Origin of the sequence: Mycobacterium tuberculosis complex sp. N0072 (assembly GCF_030323725.1) — a bacterium.
Taxonomy (GTDB): domain Bacteria; phylum Actinomycetota; class Actinomycetes; order Mycobacteriales; family Mycobacteriaceae; genus Mycobacterium; species Mycobacterium tuberculosis.
In genome coordinates this window covers 1,985,987-2,004,857 of record NZ_CP040689.1, presented here as the reverse complement: position 1 = coordinate 2,004,857, position 18,871 = coordinate 1,985,987, and the positions used below count along the sequence as shown (strand labels likewise).

The window sequence follows — 18,871 nt, the reverse complement described above, 5'->3', positions numbered from 1 at the left end:
GGTCGTCGGCATTACCTGGTGGTCAGCGGTCGTGGGAGGTTTTCAGATGTCGTTTGTGATCGCGGTGCCGGAGACTATCGCGGCGGCGGCGACGGATCTAGCCGATCTCGGCTCGACGATCGCTGGGGCCAACGCGGCTGCGGCGGCCAACACGACGAGCCTGCTGGCCGCCGGTGCCGATGAGATCTCGGCGGCAATCGCTGCGTTGTTCGGCGCGCACGGCCGGGCCTATCAGGCGGCGAGCGCCGAGGCGGCGGCGTTTCACGGTCGGTTCGTGCAGGCGCTGACCACCGGGGGGGGGCGCCTATGCGGCCGCCGAGGCCGCCGCCGTGACGCCGCTGCTCAACTCGATCAACGCGCCCGTCCTGGCCGCTACCGGCCGTCCGCTGATCGGTAACGGGGCTAACGGTGCTCCCGGCACCGGGGCCAACGGAGGGGATGCCGGCTGGTTGATCGGCAACGGTGGCGCCGGCGGATCCGGTGCAAAGGGCGCCAACGGCGGGGCTGGTGGCCCTGGTGGGGCCGCCGGGCTGTTCGGCAACGGCGGGGCCGGCGGTGCCGGCGGAACCGCCACCGCCAACAACGGGATCGGCGGGGCCGGTGGCGCTGGCGGGTCCGCCATGCTGTTTGGGGCCGGCGGCGCCGGCGGCGCCGGCGGGGCTGCGACGTCTCTTGTCGGTGGCATCGGCGGTACCGGCGGAACCGGCGGCAACGCCGGTATGCTCGCCGGCGCCGCCGGGGCCGGCGGTGCCGGCGGGTTCAGCTTCAGCACTGCCGGTGGGGCTGGCGGCGCCGGCGGGGCCGGTGGGCTGTTCACCACCGGCGGTGTCGGCGGCGCCGGTGGGCAGGGTCACACGGGCGGGGCGGGCGGCGCCGGCGGGGCCGGCGGGTTGTTTGGTGCCGGCGGCATGGGCGGGGCGGGCGGATTCGGGGATCACGGAACGCTCGGCACCGGCGGGGCCGGCGGGGACGGTGGGGGCGGCGGTTTGTTCGGCGCCGGCGGGGACGGCGGGGCAGGCGGGTCAGGACTGACCACCGGCGGCGCTGCCGGTAACGGTGGTAACGCCGGGACGCTTTCCCTGGGTGCCGCCGGTGGCGCCGGCGGCACCGGTGGGGCTGGCGGCACTGTCTTCGGTGGTGGTAAGGGCGGCGCCGGCGGAGCCGGCGGTAACGCCGGCATGCTCTTCGGCTCCGGCGGGGGTGGCGGCACCGGCGGGTTCGGCTTCGCCGCCGGCGGGCAGGGTGGGGTCGGCGGCAGCGCCGGCATGCTCAGCGGCTCCGGCGGCTCCGGCGGTGCTGGCGGCTCTGGGGGCCCCGCGGGCACCGCCGCAGGTGGGGCGGGTGGGGCGGGTGGGGCGCCCGGGTTGATCGGCAACGGCGGCAACGGCGGCAACGGCGGCGAGAGTGGCGGCACCGGTGGTGTCGGCGGGGCCGGTGGAAATGCCGTGCTGATCGGCAACGGCGGCGAGGGCGGCATCGGCGCGCTCGCCGGCAAGTCCGGCTTCGGCGGCTTCGGCGGGTTGCTGCTGGGCGCCGACGGATATAACGCTCCCGAGAGCACCTCGCCATGGCACAACCTGCAGCAGGACATTCTCAGTTTCATCAACGAACCCACCGAGGCATTGACCGGACGCCCGCTGATCGGTAACGGCGACAGTGGGACGCCGGGAACCGGGGACGATGGCGGTGCCGGCGGCTGGTTGTTCGGCAACGGCGGCAACGGCGGGGCCGGTGCGGCCGGCACCAACGGCAGCGCGGGCGGCGCCGGTGGGGCAGGCGGGATCCTGTTTGGCACCGGTGGCGCCGGCGGGGCCGGCGGCGTCGGAACGGCGGGTGCCGGCGGGGCCGGTGGCGCCGGCGGATCCGCCTTCTTGATCGGTTCCGGCGGTACCGGTGGTGTCGGCGGGGCCGCCACCACCACCGGCGGCGTCGGCGGGGCCGGCGGGAACGCCGGCTTGCTCATCGGCGCGGCTGGGCTCGGCGGGTGTGGCGGCGGCGCTTTCACCGCAGGCGTTACCACTGGCGGCGCCGGCGGGACTGGCGGCGCTGCCGGGTTGTTCGCCAACGGGGGGGCCGGCGGCGCCGGCGGGACCGGCAGCACCGCCGGGGGCGCCGGCGGGGCCGGCGGGGCCGGCGGGCTGTACGCCCACGGGGGAACCGGCGGACCAGGTGGGAACGGCGGCTCCACGGGGGCCGGAGGGACAGGCGGTGCCGGCGGGCCCGGTGGGCTGTACGGTGCCGGCGGCTCTGGCGGGGCCGGCGGCCATGGGGGCATGGCCGGCGGGGGTGGCGGTGTAGGCGGCAATGCTGGCTCGCTCACCCTCAATGCGTCGGGCGGTGCCGGCGGCAGCGGCGGCTCCAGCCTGTCCGGCAAGGCCGGTGCTGGCGGCGCCGGCGGCAGCGCGGGATTGTTCTACGGCTCCGGCGGGGCCGGCGGCAACGGGGGCTACAGCCTCAATGGCACTGGCGGTGATGGCGGCACCGGTGGGGCCGGCCAAATCACCGGCCTTCGCAGCGGCTTCGGCGGCGCCGGCGGCGCCGGCGGCGCCAGCGATACCGGCGCCGGCGGGAACGGCGGCGCCGGCGGCAAGGCCGGGCTGTACGGCAACGGCGGTGACGGTGGCGCCGGCGGGGATGGCGCCACCAGCGGCAAGGGTGGAGCCGGCGGCAACGCCGTGGTGATCGGCAACGGCGGCAACGGCGGCAATGCCGGAAAAGCCGGGGGCACGGCGGGTGCCGGCGGCGCCGGTGGGCTGGTACTCGGCCGGGATGGGCAGCACGGCTTGACGTAGCGCGGCGGAACACCGACGACACCAGAGCGAACCCCCGCCGCGCATCCGCAGCCCAAATCCCAGAGCATCAGGTTGTACAGGAAGTCGCGGACGTCGCCCCGTTTCGGTCGACAACGGGCCTTCAGCTCACCACCCGCACTCCAAGTCACAGCTCACCATGGGACACAATCCACGTCGCGGCGTTGTTGCGGATCGAGCAGTTCTCGGTCCCGCCGGTCACGACGTCCGATCGGTGTCGGGCTGAGTGGCGAGTGGCTGACACTGCCTTAACCGAGCCGACCGGCGGCAAACACTGCGGCCTGCTCGACCATGCCGTCGTCGGCGTACCCGTTATGCGCCGCCCAATTGCCTCCGCTAGAACAGACGGGGTCGCCCGGGGCGCACAGCTGGATGGTCTTTTCTGCATATAGCGGACCGATGACGATCGGCGGCGCGCCGATCGAGTGCATGAACGCAACCGAGAGCATTCCGAAGAGTGTGACGGCGGCCACGTGGTCGGCGACTTCGGGCGGCATCGGCCTGGGCGCGTCCAACGGCGCCCCATCCGGAATCGCCGCCGCGGTAACAAAGCCCATCACGGCCGCACCTTGGGAAAATCCGCCGAGCACCAGCTTGCTTTGGGGACAGTTCGCCGCCGTCTGTTCGACATGGGTGCCCGCGTCGTAAATACCGGCCATCGCTGTCGGGAAATCCGTGGTCGCCGGGTAGTCGACCCCATAAACGCCCATAGACTTCTCGCCAATCTTGGAACGCAGCGCATCGATGAAGTCCTCTCCGATCCCACCCACGCCGGGTGGCTCGCCGGTCCCGCGGGCGAAAACCACCTCAACATCGGGACACGCGCCATCCGATACCGTCGGGTCGGGTGGGTCGGCAGACGCGGCGGGTACGGGCGCGAACAGCAGTGCCCACGTCGTGACCATTGGGGCACCAACGAATCGACAGATGTTGAATGCGCTCACGGACCAATAATGCCCTTTGGACACATTCCCACACCAGGAGGGTCCGGCGTGCCTGGCCGAACCGGCCAGGGATCGGGCTCGGGTATCCCATCTCGGCGACCGGTCGCGCACGGGTCGTCGCCCTGGTGCACAGCTAAGGTGCTGTCCGGTGCGCAAATGCAGCGGGTTGCGGTGGCCCAGGCATCAACCCAGCCTTCGGCCGACAGCGAAGCTCCTAGCCGGCTGCTGCGCTTCGGCTCGTCACACTCTCGGATACGTATGCACGCGTGAATCGGTTCAATTTAGGCCGGCGACGGCTCGGGTACCTGCCGGTTGCTAACCGATCGGCGCGGCCACCACAGCCAGCGGCCCAGCAAAACCATCAGGGCCGGCAGGACAAAGCCTCGTATCACAAGGGCGTCCAGCAATAACCCCATGCCAACGGTAACGCCGATCTGTGCCACGCTCAGCGAGGTACTCGCGGCCAGCGCGAACATCGTTGTGCCAAACACGATTCCAGCGGCCGTGACTACCATTCCGGTCGCCGCGAACGCTCGGATGACACTGGTTCGTGGCCCGGCAGGACTTTCTTCGCGGATGCGCAGCGCGAAGAGCAGGTTGTAGGCCGAACCCACCGATATCAGCAAAACAAACGCAATCGGCAATACCGACCAGTGCAAGTTATCGCCAAGTATGTGTTTCCAAATCACTACGCTGGCGCCAAGCGCACAGATATACGATGTCGCGATTGTGCCGACGACCACAAGCCCGGCAAGCGGACTGCGCAGCAGCAGTGCGGCTATCGCGAAGATAACGGCCAGTGTGATGACCGCCAGCAAGGTCAGGTCACTGCCCACCAGATCCTGCAGGTCACGGGTAGCCGGTCCAACGCCGGTCAGCTCAACAGCGGTGGGTCGCAGCGTGCCCTCGTCGGTTTCCTCGGCCACCGCAGTCACGATCGCGCGAGCGCGTTGGGCGCCATCGTCACCCCACTCGCTCCCGTCGCCGTAGACGAGTAAACGCGTTGCATGGCCGTTTGGTGAGACAAAATAGTCCAAGACCGCGCGCATATTCGGGTCGGTCAGAATTCGCCGAGCGGCGTAGAGATCCACGCCCGGCGCACTCTGGGAGACGGCGGCAAGTTCGCGTAAATAGTCGGGAAGCTCTCGCAATGGTGCTGCGCCGACATTGTTAAGTAACTCTTGAACGCCTGCGGCCGATTCTCGTACCTGCGCCAGCTGACCTCCAATGCCGTCCAGGGCATTCGGTAGCCCGGACACACCCGATGTCGCCGAGGCGACATCAGCGATCCCCCGCGCGAGCTGCCCTGCCGCATCGGCCAGCTTCGCACAGCTCTCGGTGACGGTGTTTGCCCACTGCACCACCTCTTGGGCGACCGAACACACGGGGTTGGCCCGGCACTCGGGTATCGCCGCGACGAAACGACGCAACGGGTCGAATATGTCGAAGACGTCACCGGCGCTGCCCTGAAGTTTGGTTATCGCCTGTTGCATCAGCCGGACGGCCAGACTGACCTGGCCAAGTCCATAGCCATCCTGTCGTATGCCAGCCTGAACCAGATCGAGGGCTGACACCACGTCGCGGACCGCAGCTTCGAGATTGGTGAACGTTGCCTGCCTGGATGTGAGCTGATCGGAAAATTCGTCGAGCTGATCACCGAGATTCCCCGCCGATGCTGTCAAGGCAGCCTGCTTGGACACCATTCCGTTGGGATGACTCGCCGACTGCACCATGCGCACACCGCCAATAGCCATGATCGCGGCAGTGATTCGTTCGATCGCGGTCAGACCGGCGGGATTGCGGATGTCGTGGTCGGTCTCGATCATCACCTGGGTGGGCAGCAGTTGGTTCGGGGCAAAGTGGCGATCGGCCGCCCGGTAACCGCGATTGGATTCCGCCGCGGACGGGGTTGCCGCGGCTTCGTCCCAGCCGATCGGCACCCTAGGGAGCGCGATCATCATGATGAGTACGAACACACCGCTGGCTACCAATATCGGCGCCGGCCAGCGCGCCACATGTGTGCCGAGTCGCCGAAATTGGCGCTGTATGCGCTTGTGTTGTGGCGGTTTGAGGAGGTTGGCACGGCTGGCCAGCGCGACGAGAGCTGGCGTCAACGTCAGTGCGGCCAGGCCCACTGCGAGAACGCCAATCGAGCAAAGGATTCCGGTTGTTGCGAACATACCGATCCGTGCCAGGCTCAGCCATCCCACAGCGCCCAGCGATGTGACCACGATGAACGTCGCACCCGCGATCGCCGGCGCCACCCCGCGGTACGCGTCTGCCAGCGCCGCCGCCGGGGCAATATGTTGCCTTCGTCGTTCGTGGTAACGCCCGATCAGGAACATCGCGAAGCCGGTTCCCGCGCCGACAACCACCGCAACGCTAAGTCCGAGGGAAAACAGGGATATCCCGATGAAATCGCGGTCGACAAGGACGGAAACGATCGGCTTGGCCACGGCTAGGGAAACGACGACCGACAACAACGGCACCGTCGCGGTGATCGCGGATCGGTAGACGATCAACAAGAGGATCAGTAACACCACGATTGTCGTTGCCGTAATGAGCTGGGTCTGTCTGTCGATTGCCGCGAACTCGTCCACGATGGTGGCGCCAGGACCGGTGACGAATACGTGCAAACCGTCGGGGGGATGCAGTTGGGTAACGATGCTGCGCGCGGCGGTTATCGACTCCCCGGCTTGCGACGTTCCGACCATGCCCCCAAAGCGCAGGGCAGCTGTCACCGCGTGATGGTCGTCGCTGCGGGCGACCTCCGCGATGGCCGGGGTTCCCCACCAGTCCACCACCTCGATGACGTGGCGGGAATCACGGCGTAGGGCCACGACCAGCGCATCGTAGTAAGCCCGGTCCTGGTCGTTGAGGACTCCGTTTCGCTCCAGCACGAGATATCCGATGTTGTCGCCGGGCGCTTGGGAGAAGGCCGCCGCTGACCGTTCCACGGCACGCGAAGTGGCGGTGCCAGCCGGCGAGAACAGCTGATCCTCGGCGGTGATGACCTGCTCGAGTGGCGGGGCAAAGTTATTCCCGATGATGGCCGCGAGCGCCCAGACGCCGACGATCCATATCGCGTAGCGATGGATAAGTCGTCCAATGGCGGTCACCGCGTCGGCCTCAGCAGAGCCACCGGTCGGGTATCGTGTCGCCGGCTAGTTCCGTCAACTGGCATCACCTTCGCCTCACCTGACCTCGGGGCGTCACCGCCGACCGAGTCGGCTAATTCAACCACCCTAACCATCAGATCGGCAGTGCTTTCCAGTGGTCTTCGGAGGGCCCCGCAACCGGTTGATGACCGAGTACCCGGCTAACTCACGCGCAATGCGACGCGGGCCCAAGCGTTGTTGCCGTATCCGCGCGGATTCCACAGGGACACAGCCGATTCGGGCTGCAGCGCCCCGGTATCGTCCCAGGCACGTGCGGTGATACCCAACGGCCCCGGCTCCACGTCGACCGTCAGCGACCACGGCCGCCATGACCACTGGCTGGGCGCGGCGTGTAGGTCGGCCTGCTGCCAGGTGAGCCCGTCGTCGACAGAGACATCAACTCGTTCGACACTGCGGCCATCGCCGGCCATCCCATAGCCACGAATGGTCAGCGCCCCTGCCGGTACGTCGTCGCCATCGGTGGGGTCGAGGATGTCGCAGTTGAGCGCCAGCGACGAAAGCGAAATCCCTTCGCCCGGCCCGACGATGTCGGCGTCCGCATCCGCCGGAAGGATGCGGTAATCCAGAGCCTGAAAGTAATTCTGCGAAGCACCAGGCTGCACGGTGATGGCGGTGACCCACTTGACGCTGCGGGCCCCGATGAATCCGGGTACCACCACGCGAACCGGACCACCGTGGGCACGCGGCAGCGGTTCGGAGTTCATCTGCCAGGCCAGCAGAACTTCCGGCGACAGCGCTTTGCTCAGCGGGATCGAGCTGCCATAGGGCTGGATGGGGCGAGCCTCCTCAGCTACATCCGGAGCATCGAAGGCCACGTGTAGCCCCTCGTCGATATGCACATCGGCGGCCTGCAGGATGTCTGCCAGACGGACACCACACCACTGAGCGGTCGAGATCGCACCGTGCGCCCAGGGTTCCTTACCTGGGATCTGTCGCACCCGTAACAGCTCCGCACGCCGATTGCCGGCGCACGCCAGCGTCGCCACCACACAGTGTTGGTCGAACTCGGTGGTCAGCCGTTCATAGGTCACGGTAAGCGGGTTGTCCACCAGCCCGCCGACCGTCAGCCGCCAATGCTGCGGCGCGATGTCGGGGACCGGGCCGTGATTGCGGACGTAGAACGCATTGATCGGGGTGATGTCGCTGCCAGCCAACACGGCCGGCGGTGGCTCAGCGTTATAAGGCAAGCATCCACGCACAATCATGTCGGCGCGCTTGCCCCATAATCCAGCGGTCTCCAGCATGGCAATCGTTGTCCTGTTCTCCCCTCGATCGGTCAACTCCCATGCTCCGCCGTTGCTCGAACTTCCAGTAGCGGGTTTGACCTTGTGCGCTCACAAGTTCTGGTTGTGTCTGTCGGCTGGCGCGAAGCGCAGGCAGGTGCCCGCTCCGCAGGAGTTCATGGTCCGTTCAGGGAACCGTCGATGCTATGTCGTTGACCGCACACGACGGCCGGTTCTGCTCACGGTATGCGTGTTGTTCAGGTCGCCAACTTCTATGGACCTCGCTCGGGCGGACTCCGCACCGCGGTGGACCGGCTGGGCGCGGAATACTGCGCCAGCGGACACGAGGTGTTTTTGATCGTCCCGGGGGCGCGCACCGAACGACACCTCCTACGCACGGGTGTTGTTCGAATTACCTTGCCCGCCAAGCATATTCCATATACCGGTGGTTATCGCGCGGTTATGCCAGGAGCCGTGCGGACTGTATTGGAAACACTGCGACCAGACGCCCTGGAGGTCTCCGACCGGCTCACCCTGAGGTCACTGGGCCGGTGGGGCCGCGAACACGGCGTTACGACGGTGATGATCTCCCACGAGCGTCTTGATCGCTTTGCGGGCCAATTGCTTCCGCGTCGAGCCGCGCAGAAGTTCGCAGACTTCGCCAACGCGCGAACCGCCGCCAACTACGACACTGTCGTGTGTACTACCGGGTTCGCGCGCGAAGAATTCGACCGCATCGGAGCGACAAATACCGTCACCGTCCCACTGGGCGTAGACCTGAAGACCTTCCACCCGCGGCGGCGCTGTGCCCGGGTTCGGCAGCACTGGGCCACCCCGACGCAGATCCTGCTGGTCCACTGCGGCCGGCTGTCGGTGGAAAAGCACGCTGACCGCAGCATCGACGCACTCGCCGCATTGTGTGACGCCGGCGTCGACGCTCGACTGGTCATCGCTGGCGAGGGTCCGCTGCGCGCCAGGCTGGAACGCAAGGCAACCGGGTTGCCGATCGACTTCACCGGTTTCATCTCGGATCGGCATGCCGTCGCTGGCCTGCTGGCATCGGCCGATGTCGCATTGGCACCTGGGCCACACGAGACATTTGGGCTAGCCGCACTCGAATCGCTGGCGTGTGGCACACCGGCCGTGGTGTCCCGCACCTCGGCGCTGACCGAGATCATCACCGCAGACAGCGGCGCCTGCGCCGACAACCGCCCAGAGGCCATCGCACACGCAGTCCGCACAATCGTCAGCCGGCCCGAACGCCACCGGCGCCGCTGCGCGCGCCGCCGCGCCGAAATATTCACCTGGCAACGGGCAGCAGCCAGCATGCTAGCAACATTGGGCGCCATGGCCGTAAGCACCCGGTGCGGCGACACCCAAGACACCGCATAGCGGTTCAAGTTTGCGGCCGAAATCCGCAAGTTCGCGCGCGACACGCCGGTTGGCGCGTCGTGATCGTTCGTCGGAGTCCTCTACCTTGAGCTGAAATGCGGCTGGAGGTTCGACAGGAGAACACAGCGGTGAGCCAAAGCCACATCGGCGGAGTTTCGCGGCGAGAATTCCTAGCTAAGGTCGCTGCGGGCGGCGCCGGCGCGTTGATGTCTTTCGCCGGTCCGGTGATTGAAAAGGCCTACGGCGCGGGGCCCTGCTCCGGCCATTTGACCGACATCGAACACTTTGTGTTCTTCATGCAGGAGAACCGCTCATTCGATCACTACTTCGGAACACTCTCCGGCACCGATGGATTCAACACGGTATCGCCGCTCTTCCAACAAAAGGGTTGGAACCCGATGACGCAGGCTCTTGACGCCACCGGCGTTACGATGCCCTACCGCTTCGACACCACCCGAGGCCCGTTCCTCGACGGCGCGTGTGTCAACGACCCTGACCATAGCTGGGTGGCGATGCATGAGTCGTGGAATGGTGGCGTCAACGACAACTGGCTACCAGCGCAGGCCAAGACTCGCTCGGCGGCCCACACTCCCACGGTGATGGGCTACTACACGCGCCAAGACATTCCGATCCACTATCTGTTGGCCGACGCGTTCACCGTCTGCGACCGCTACTTTTGCTCGGTATTGGGTCCCACCCTGCCCAACCGCCTTTATTGGCTGAGCGCCACCATCGACCCCGACGGCCAAAATGGTGGGCCGGAGCTGCAGAGTCCCACTTTCCAACCGGTGCGGAGATTCGGTTGGCGCATCATGCCGCAGAACCTTAGCGATGCCGGCGTCAGCTGGAAGGTGTATCGCAACAAGACACTCGGGCCCATCTCCTCGGTTCTTACTTACGGCTCGCTTGTGACGTCTTTCAAACAGTCAGCCGATCCCAGGTCAGATCTTGTCCGCTTTGGCGTGGCACCAAGCTATCCCGCGAGCTTCGCGGCCGACGTCTTAGCCAATAGACTGCCGCGGGTCTCCTGGGTGATTCCCAATGTTCTCGAATCCGAACATCCTGCGGTTCCAGCCGCGGCCGGGGCTTTCGCAATCGTCAACATCTTAAGAATATTGCTTGCCAATCCTGCGGTGTGGGAAAAGACGGCGCTGATCGTCAGCTACGACGAAAACGGCGGCTTTTTCGACCACGTTGTTCCTGCTACCGCGCCGGCCGGGACTCCCGGCGAATATGTCACGGTGCCTGACATCGATCAGGTGCCGGGCTCCGGCGGAATACGCGGGCCGATCGGTTTGGGCTTTCGCGTTCCCTGCTTCGTCATTTCGCCGTACAGCCGTGGCCCGCAGATGGTTCACGACACGTTTGACCACACCTCACAGCTGAGATTGCTCGAAACTCGGTTCGGGGTGCCAGTTCCCAACCTCACGGCTTGGCGGCGCAGTGTGACCGGCGACATGACGTCAACGTTCAACTTCGCTGTCCCGCCCAACTCATCATGGCCCAACCTGGATTATCCCGGGCTGCACGCGCTATCAACGGTGCCGCAGTGCGTGCCCAACGCGGCGCTGGGCACGATAAACCGTGGAATCCCGTATCGGGTTCCTGATCCACAGATCATGCCCACGCAGGAAACCACGCCTACCCGTGGTATTCCGAGCGGTCCGTGCTAAGGCTCGAGGAACTCAAATCCGGTCAGGTACACGGTATTCCGTGCGGACCCGATCCAGGGACCGGGTAGCGATTGCCAGAGCCACACCTTGTTGACCTGTCCGGGCGACAGTGGACGCAAATTGATCGGATCGTCGATGTTCGGCACCGGTGGTCGTGGTATCCGCGGCCCCGATGGGCCTTGAATGTACCGGTACCAAGTCCGAGTGCAGCAGCGCAGGTCGGAGATGAACAGATGGGTTGCGACACGGTCACGGAGGCATACCTATCAGTGGATCACTGATCACAAGAGTCCCAGAGATCACTATCGTCACATCAGCGAACTGCGGACGTCAATTGCAACGTCCAGCCCGGGAAGGTGTGACATGTCGCCGATTCCTCGAATCGTGTCGGTATCGCTGGCGTGGGCGGCCGCTATTGGACTCATGGTTCCAATAGGCCTGGCGCCACCAGCGATGGCGGCGCCGTGCAGCGGAGACGCCGCGAACGCTCCGCCGCCACCGAGCGCCATTGTGACCGACCCCGGGGCCACGGCGCTCGGCCCGGTACGACCTGGACACGGTCCGATACCGACCGGACGCAAGCCTCGCGGTGCCAACGACCGTGCACCGCTACCCAAGCTGGGTCCACTGATATCCGCATTGCTCAACCCGGGTGCTAGAAATGCCGCGCCGCTACAACAGCAAGCGCTAGTCCCCAGGGCCAATCCTGGGCCCAATCCGGCACCCAATCCGCCAGCCACGGGCCCACAACCCCCGAATGCCACTCAGCTAACTCCGAACCCAGCCCCAGCACCCGACCCTGCTCCGGCGGCGGCGCCGGATCCTGGTGCCACGCTCGCCGGGGCTACCACATCCCTCGCCGAGTGGGTGACCGGACCGGACAGCCCCAACAAGACCCTGGAACGCTTCGGCATCTCCGGGACCGACCTCGGAATTCCTTGGGATAACGGCGATCCCGCCAACCGTCAGGTGCTCATGATCTTCGGCGACACATTCGGCTACTGCGCTGTCGATGGCCATCAATGGCGATACAACACGCTGTTCCGCAGCCAAGACCGCGACCTGGGCAACGGAGTTCATGTGACATCCGGTGACGCTTCCAACAGATATTCCGGCTCACCGGTACGCCAACCGGGCTTCTCCAAACAGCTCATCAACAGCATCAAATGGGCGCGCGACGAGACGGGGATCATTCCGACCGCGGGCATCGCCGTCGGCAAAACCCAATACGTCAACTTCATGTCCATCAGGAATTGGGGCCGTGATGGGGAATGGACGACGAACTACTCGGGCATCGCGGTGTCCAAGGACAATGGTCAGACCTGGGGGGTCTTCCCGGGCACCATCCGCGCGTCCGGACCGGACAGCGGCGGAAAAGCCAGGTTCGTTCCGGGAAATGAGAACTTCCAGATGGGGGCGTACCTCAAGTCCAACGACGGTTACCTCTACTCGTTCGGGACCCCGCCCGGGCGAGGCGGTTCGGCATATCTGGCACGAGTTCCGCAGCGCTTTGTGCCCGACCTCACCAAGTACCAGTACTGGAACGGCGACTCGAACTCCTGGGTTCCAAACAAGCCGGACGCGGCAACACCCGTTATTCCGGGCCCGGTGGGCGAAATGTCCGTCCAATACAACACCTACCTCAAGCAATACCTGGCGCTCTACACCAACGGTATGAACGACGTGGTGGCAAGGACCGCGCCGGCTCCGCAAGGACCGTGGAGCGCAGAGCAAATGCTGGTGTCGTCATGGCAGATGCCCGGCGGCATCTACGCGCCGATGATGCATCCCTGGTCGACGGGCAAAGACGTCTACTTTAACCTGTCTTTGTGGTCGGCATACAACGTGATGTTGATGCACACCGTGCTGCCATAGCCCCTGCGTTCGGACGCCGCTTGCGGTCCGCATGACCCGAGAGCGCCTTTTGTAAATCAAATTTACGAAACCTATGAGTCGTGGCCATTTGTGCGCGATATTTATGTGGCCACGACGGTTCAGCGTCTAGCTTGTGGGCCAAGAGCCACTCACCGGCCACGGTTTACCGCTGATCACGCGGGGCACGCAGGGAAGGCTGGACGATGAATTTTTCTGTACTGCCGCCGGAGATCAATTCAGCGCTGATATTCGCCGGGGCAGGGCCGGAACCGATGGCGGCGGCCGCGACGGCCTGGGACGGGTTGGCCATGGAATTGGCCTCGGCCGCAGCCTCTTTCGGCTCAGTGACATCCGGACTCGTGGGCGGGGCGTGGCAGGGCGCGTCGTCGTCGGCGATGGCGGCAGCGGCAGCCCCCTATGCGGCGTGGCTTGCCGCGGCGGCGGTCCAGGCCGAGCAGACGGCCGCTCAGGCTGCGGCGATGATAGCCGAGTTTGAAGCGGTCAAGACGGCGGTGGTGCAGCCGATGCTGGTGGCGGCCAACCGTGCCGACCTGGTGTCGCTGGTGATGTCGAACCTGTTTGGACAGAACGCTCCGGCGATCGCTGCCATTGAAGCCACGTACGAGCAAATGTGGGCTGCCGATGTGTCGGCGATGTCTGCCTACCATGCCGGGGCATCGGCGATCGCCTCGGCGCTGTCCCCGTTCAGTAAACCGCTGCAGAACCTGGCTGGCTTGCCGGCTTGGTTGGCCAGCGGCGCGCCTGCGGCCGCCATGACCGCAGCCGCAGGCATACCGGCGCTTGCGGGCGGACCCACCGCCATCAACCTGGGCATAGCCAACGTCGGCGGTGGCAACGTCGGCAACGCCAACAACGGCCTTGCCAACATCGGCAACGCCAACCTTGGCAACTACAATTTCGGGTCCGGAAATTTCGGTAACTCCAATATCGGCTCAGCAAGCCTGGGTAATAACAACATCGGCTTCGGGAACCTCGGCAGCAACAATGTCGGCGTGGGAAACCTTGGCAATCTCAACACCGGGTTTGCCAACACCGGCTTGGGCAACTTCGGCTTTGGCAACACTGGCAACAACAACATCGGCATCGGTCTTACCGGCAACAACCAGATCGGAATCGGCGGGCTCAACTCGGGCACCGGGAATTTCGGATTGTTCAACTCGGGCAGCGGAAACGTCGGCTTCTTCAACTCCGGCAATGGAAACTTTGGCATCGGAAACTCGGGTAATTTCAACACCGGTGGCTGGAATTCTGGACACGGGAACACGGGCTTCTTCAATGCGGGCTCGTTTAACACCGGTATGTTGGACGTCGGCAACGCGAACACAGGCAGCCTGAACACCGGCAGTTATAACATGGGCGACTTCAATCCGGGGTCGTCCAACACCGGCACGTTCAACACGGGAAATGCTAACACGGGTTTCCTCAACGCCGGAAATATCAACACTGGTGTCTTCAATATTGGCCACATGAATAATGGGCTGTTCAACACGGGTGACATGAACAATGGCGTCTTCTACCGGGGCGTGGGGCAGGGCAGCCTGCAGTTCAGTATTACGACACCTGATCTGACTCTGCCGCCGCTGCAAATACCGGGGATATCGGTTCCCGCCTTCAGTCTGCCGGCAATAACGCTGCCGTCGCTGACCATCCCGGCCGCCACCACACCGGCCAACATCACCGTCGGCGCCTTCAGCCTGCCCGGGTTGACGTTGCCGTCGTTGAACATCCCGGCCGCCACCACACCAGCCAACATCACCGTCGGCGCCTTCAGCCTGCCCGGGTTGACGTTGCCGTCGTTGAACATCCCGGCCGCCACCACACCAGCCAACATCACCGTCGGCGCCTTCAGCCTGCCCGGGTTGACGTTGCCGTCGTTGAACATCCCGGCCGCCACCACACCAGCCAACATCACCGTCGGCGCCTTCAGCCTGCCCGGGTTGACGTTGCCGTCGTTGAACATCCCGGCCGCCACCACACCAGCCAACATCACCGTCGGCGCCTTCAGCCTGCCCGGGTTGACGTTGCCGTCGTTGAACATCCCGGCCGCCACCACACCAGCCAACATCACCGTCGGCGCCTTCAGCCTGCCCGGGTTGACGTTGCCGTCGTTGAACATCCCGGCCGCCACCACACCCGCCAACATCACCGTAAGCGGCTTTCAGTTGCCTCCGCTGAGTATTCCTTCCGTAGCCATTCCGCCGGTGACGGTCCCGCCCATTACGGTGGGTGCTTTTAATTTGCCGCCATTGCAGATTCCGGAAGTAACTATTCCGCAGCTGACGATACCCGCGGGTATCACAATCGGTGGCTTTAGTCTACCTGCGATACATACTCAACCGATAACGGTCGGCCAGATTGGCGTGGGCCAATTTGGCCTGCCCTCCATAGGCTGGGATGTTTTCCTAAGCACACCTAGGATAACAGTACCGGCTTTTGGAATACCCTTTACCCTACAATTCCAGACCAATGTGCCTGCGCTTCAGCCGCCCGGCGGCGGGCTTAGTACTTTCACCAATGGCGCCCTCATCTTCGGTGAGTTTGACTTACCACAATTGGTGGTTCACCCATACACATTGACCGGCCCTATTGTCATCGGTTCATTCTTTCTGCCCGCCTTCAACATACCCGGGATCGATGTCCCCGCTATCAACGTCGATGGCTTCACCCTGCCGCAGATCACCACCCCAGCTATCACCACCCCGGAGTTCGCGATCCCTCCGATCGGCGTGGGCGGCTTCACTCTGCCGCAGATCACCACCCAGGAAATCATCACCCCGGAGCTAACCATCAACTCGATCGGCGTCGGCGGGTTCACCCTGCCGCAAATCACCACCCCACCCATCACCACCCCACCGCTGACCATCGACCCCATCAACCTCACCGGCTTCACCCTCCCCCAAATCACCACCCCACCCATCACCACCCCACCGCTGACCATCGACCCCATCAACCTCACCGGCTTCACCCTCCCCCAAATCACCACCCCACCCATCACCACCCCACCGCTGACCATCGACCCCATCAACCTCACCGGCTTCACCCTCCCCCAAATCACCACCCCACCCATCACCACCCCACCGCTGACCATCGACCCCATCAACCTCACCGGCTTCACCCTCCCCCAAATCACCACCCCACCCATCACCACCCCACCGCTGACCATCGACCCCATCAACCTCACCGGCTTCACCCTCCCCCAAATCACCACCCCACCCATCACCACCCCACCGCTGACCATCGACCCCATCAACCTCACCGGCTTCACCCTCCCCCAAATCACCACCCCACCCATCACCACCCCACCGCTGACCATCGACCCCATCAACCTCACCGGCTTCACCCTCCCCCAAATCACCACCCCACCCATCACCACCCCACCGCTGACCATCGACCCCATCAACCTCACCGGCTTCACCCTCCCCCAAATCACCACCCCACCCATCACCACCCCACCGCTCACCATCGAGCCGATCGGCGTGGGGGGCTTCACCACGCCCCCGCTCACCGTTCCCGGCATCCACCTGCCCAGCACCACGATCGGGGCCTTCGCGATCCCCGGGGGGCCGGGCTACTTCAACTCGAGCACCGCGCCTTCGTCGGGCTTCTTCAATTCCGGTGCGGGCGGCAACTCGGGCTTCGGCAACAACGGCTCGGGCCTCTCGGGTTGGTTCAACACCAACCCGGCCGGGCTGTTGGGCGGCTCGGGCTATCAGAACTTCGGCGGGCTATCCTCGGGCTTTTCCAACCTTGGCAGCGGCGTCTCAGGCTTCGCCAACAGGGGCATCCTGCCGTTCTCGGTAGCCAGCGTCGTTTCCGGCTTTGCCAATATCGGCACCAACCTGGCGGGTTTCTTCCAAGGCACCACGTCCTAACCCTGGCGGGTAAGCGACCGACGCCATTGGCCTGTCAGGCGGCGGACCCGCTCGCGGCGACCATATTCAGCTCGGGTTGCGCGATGGGAGCCCGGCGGCCCGATAGATCGCGTGGATCGCGCTCATGTTCTCGACCGCGTCCTTGGGCGTCGTCTTGACCGCTTGCCCGCGCAGCACTGCGGCAGCGAAAGCGTCGAGCTGATACGCATGCGAGGGGCGGCAATCGGTGGAAGAGTTGGGGCACAACCGGATTGAGCACGCGCAACTCGCCACGGTCGCCGACCACTCGAGCGCTCACATTCAACAGATCCGACGACCGCATTGAACAGCGGATCCCGCCGGTGTGCCCGCCTGGAAATTTCAGTTCGGCCGTCATGGCCCGATCGACCGCTGGATCGCGTAATTTGGCTTGCGCCGAAACCACTTCCGGCGTGGCCCCACCGAACGTGTGGGCCATGTGGACGGCATAGCAGCCAGCGTCCATGGTCGCGCCACCCGCGACACATCACGTGCTGCCACCACGACGCTCCCGCTGACCGGCTTGATGAGCGCCAACGGCGCTATCCGGGCTATACCCAAGACGCCGATTCGCGGCGGCGCGCATGTCGGCTCAAGGGCCTTTGCGGTTGCCGGGCCCGCGACGTGCGAAGGCCGGAGCATGCTCAGGCCGGACTCCAACTCCCACAAAGTAGGCGGGCACCGCCGAGAGCCATGGCAGCCGTTCGACCAGGCCAAGCAGGGCCGCCGGCGGCGTGGGGTCCCGGCCCTGCAGCAGCGGGCCGAGCAGCCTTCGGTGCAACACCCGCTGCACCGCTTGGGTCACCGCGGTGGGAAATGCGCGACGACGCCGTACCGCTGCCAGGTGGCGGCTGCTGACTCGATGCTCACGCAGCGGTTCGGCCAAGATGGTCGCTGCCGCGACCGCATCTTGGACCGCTAGGTTGATGCCGACTCCCGCCACCGGTGACATCGCGTGCGCCGCGTCGCCGATGCACAGCAGCCCATCAATGTGCCAACGACGCAACCGATTCACCTTGACGTTGAGGTGCTTGACCTCGTCCATGGACGCTAGCGCCGCCACCGATGCCGTCGCTTCGGGCAGCAGTTCGCTGACGTCCCGACGGAATTCCTCGATACCTCGCTCGCGCAACTGAGCGTCGGTTCCCTTGGGCCCGAGGTAGGCGATCTGGAAATAACCTTCGCGTGGGATCACGCCGAGCCCCTTGCCCGGGGAGAATCGCGGCAGGAACGAGAACTCGGCGTCACCTTCACGTGGCAGCTTGAACCACCACACGTCAAAGTTCACCGGGAATTCACGCGCCTTCAGTCCAGCCTCGTGCCGGGCGATCGACCATCGGCCGTCGCACGCCACGGTCAATTCCGCCCGCAATTCACCCGGGCCCTCGGCTCCTTGATAGCGCACCCCCGTAACTTTGCCGCCCTCCCGCAGCAACCCGGTCACCTCGGTTTTCATCCGCAGCGTAAAGCTCGGTTCCGCTTGGGCGGCCTCCGCCAGCAGGTTCAGCAGGTCCCATTGCGGCACCATTGCGACATAGGGGTAGGGCTGATGCAGTCGCTCGAAGTCGATGTAGGTCACCGCGCGACCATTCGAATGCAATGTGGCCGTGCGGACCTCGCTGTAGGGCAAAGCCGCAAAGCGTTCCCACAGCCCAAGCTCGTCGAGTAGCCGCATCGTCGTCGGATGCACCGTGTCGCCACGAAAGTCGCGCAGGAAGTCTCCGTGCTTCTCCAACAGGGTGACCTGCACACCTGCCCGCGCCAACAGCAGGCCCAGAACCATCCCGGCCGGGCCGCCGCCGATGATCGCGCACGTGGTTGTCTCGCCCATTAGCGCCCTAGCATAAGGGGTGACCTGAGGGGC

General features: G+C 65.2%; 8 protein-coding genes and 2 pseudogenes. 5 read left to right on the top strand and 5 right to left on the bottom strand.

Annotated features, from left to right (window positions below; translation table 11 throughout):
• The first annotated feature begins 46 nt into the window (after nucleotides 1–46).
• Nucleotides 47–2,792, top strand: a pseudogene (locus FF952_RS09330) (PE family protein).
• Between the two features lie 266 nt (nucleotides 2,793–3,058).
• On the opposite strand, the gene cut1 reads toward FF952_RS09330, so the two are convergent.
• From cut1 to FF952_RS09315, 3 genes are all read right to left on the bottom strand, one after another.
• Nucleotides 3,059–3,715 (bottom strand): cutinase Cut1, encoded by a 657-nt coding sequence (cut1, locus tag FF952_RS09325; RefSeq protein ID WP_003907766.1) that lies wholly within the window; start codon nucleotides 3,713–3,715, stop codon nucleotides 3,059–3,061.
• 320 nt (nucleotides 3,716–4,035) lie between these two features.
• A complete protein-coding gene (locus FF952_RS09320) occupies nucleotides 4,036–6,873 on the bottom strand; it encodes an MMPL/RND family transporter (protein ID WP_031653855.1) in 2,838 nt (945 codons plus the stop codon).
• Nucleotides 6,874–7,073: 200 nt separating this feature from the next.
• The gene (locus tag FF952_RS09315) at nucleotides 7,074–8,177 is read right to left on the bottom strand and encodes a sulfite oxidase (RefSeq protein ID WP_003911638.1); all 1,104 of its coding nucleotides are present in this window, start codon (nucleotides 8,175–8,177) and stop codon (nucleotides 7,074–7,076) included.
• Between the two features lie 225 nt (nucleotides 8,178–8,402).
• Here FF952_RS09315 and FF952_RS09310 point away from each other — a divergent pair, with 225 nt between their 5' ends.
• The 4 genes from FF952_RS09310 (at nucleotide 8,403) to FF952_RS09295 (ending at nucleotide 16,989) form a co-directional block, all read left to right on the top strand.
• Nucleotides 8,403–9,548, top strand: a complete 1,146-nt coding sequence (locus FF952_RS09310) for a glycosyltransferase (RefSeq protein WP_003899004.1) — start codon at nucleotides 8,403–8,405, stop codon at nucleotides 9,546–9,548.
• A 95-nt stretch (nucleotides 9,549–9,643) separates the two neighbouring features.
• Complete coding sequence (locus FF952_RS09305; protein ID WP_003916382.1) at nucleotides 9,644–11,221, top strand: phospholipase C; 1,578 nt, start codon at nucleotides 9,644–9,646, stop codon at nucleotides 11,219–11,221.
• A gap of 183 nt (nucleotides 11,222–11,404) precedes the next feature.
• Complete coding sequence (locus FF952_RS09300) at nucleotides 11,405–13,096, top strand: glycoside hydrolase family 183 protein (RefSeq protein ID WP_003408678.1); 1,692 nt, start codon at nucleotides 11,405–11,407, stop codon at nucleotides 13,094–13,096.
• 203 nt (nucleotides 13,097–13,299) lie between these two features.
• Nucleotides 13,300–16,989, top strand: a complete 3,690-nt coding sequence (locus FF952_RS09295; RefSeq protein WP_242363175.1) for a PPE family protein — start codon at nucleotides 13,300–13,302, stop codon at nucleotides 16,987–16,989.
• Between the two features lie 66 nt (nucleotides 16,990–17,055).
• Here the strand turns inward: FF952_RS09295 and FF952_RS09290 are convergent.
• A pseudogene (locus FF952_RS09290) lies at nucleotides 17,056–17,491 on the bottom strand (Gfo/Idh/MocA family protein); the annotation flags it as partial.
• Nucleotides 17,492–17,599: 108 nt separating this feature from the next.
• Nucleotides 17,600–18,838 (bottom strand): FAD-dependent oxidoreductase, encoded by a 1,239-nt coding sequence (locus tag FF952_RS09285; protein WP_003911631.1) that lies wholly within the window; start codon nucleotides 18,836–18,838, stop codon nucleotides 17,600–17,602.
• Nucleotides 18,839–18,871 lie beyond the last annotated feature (33 nt).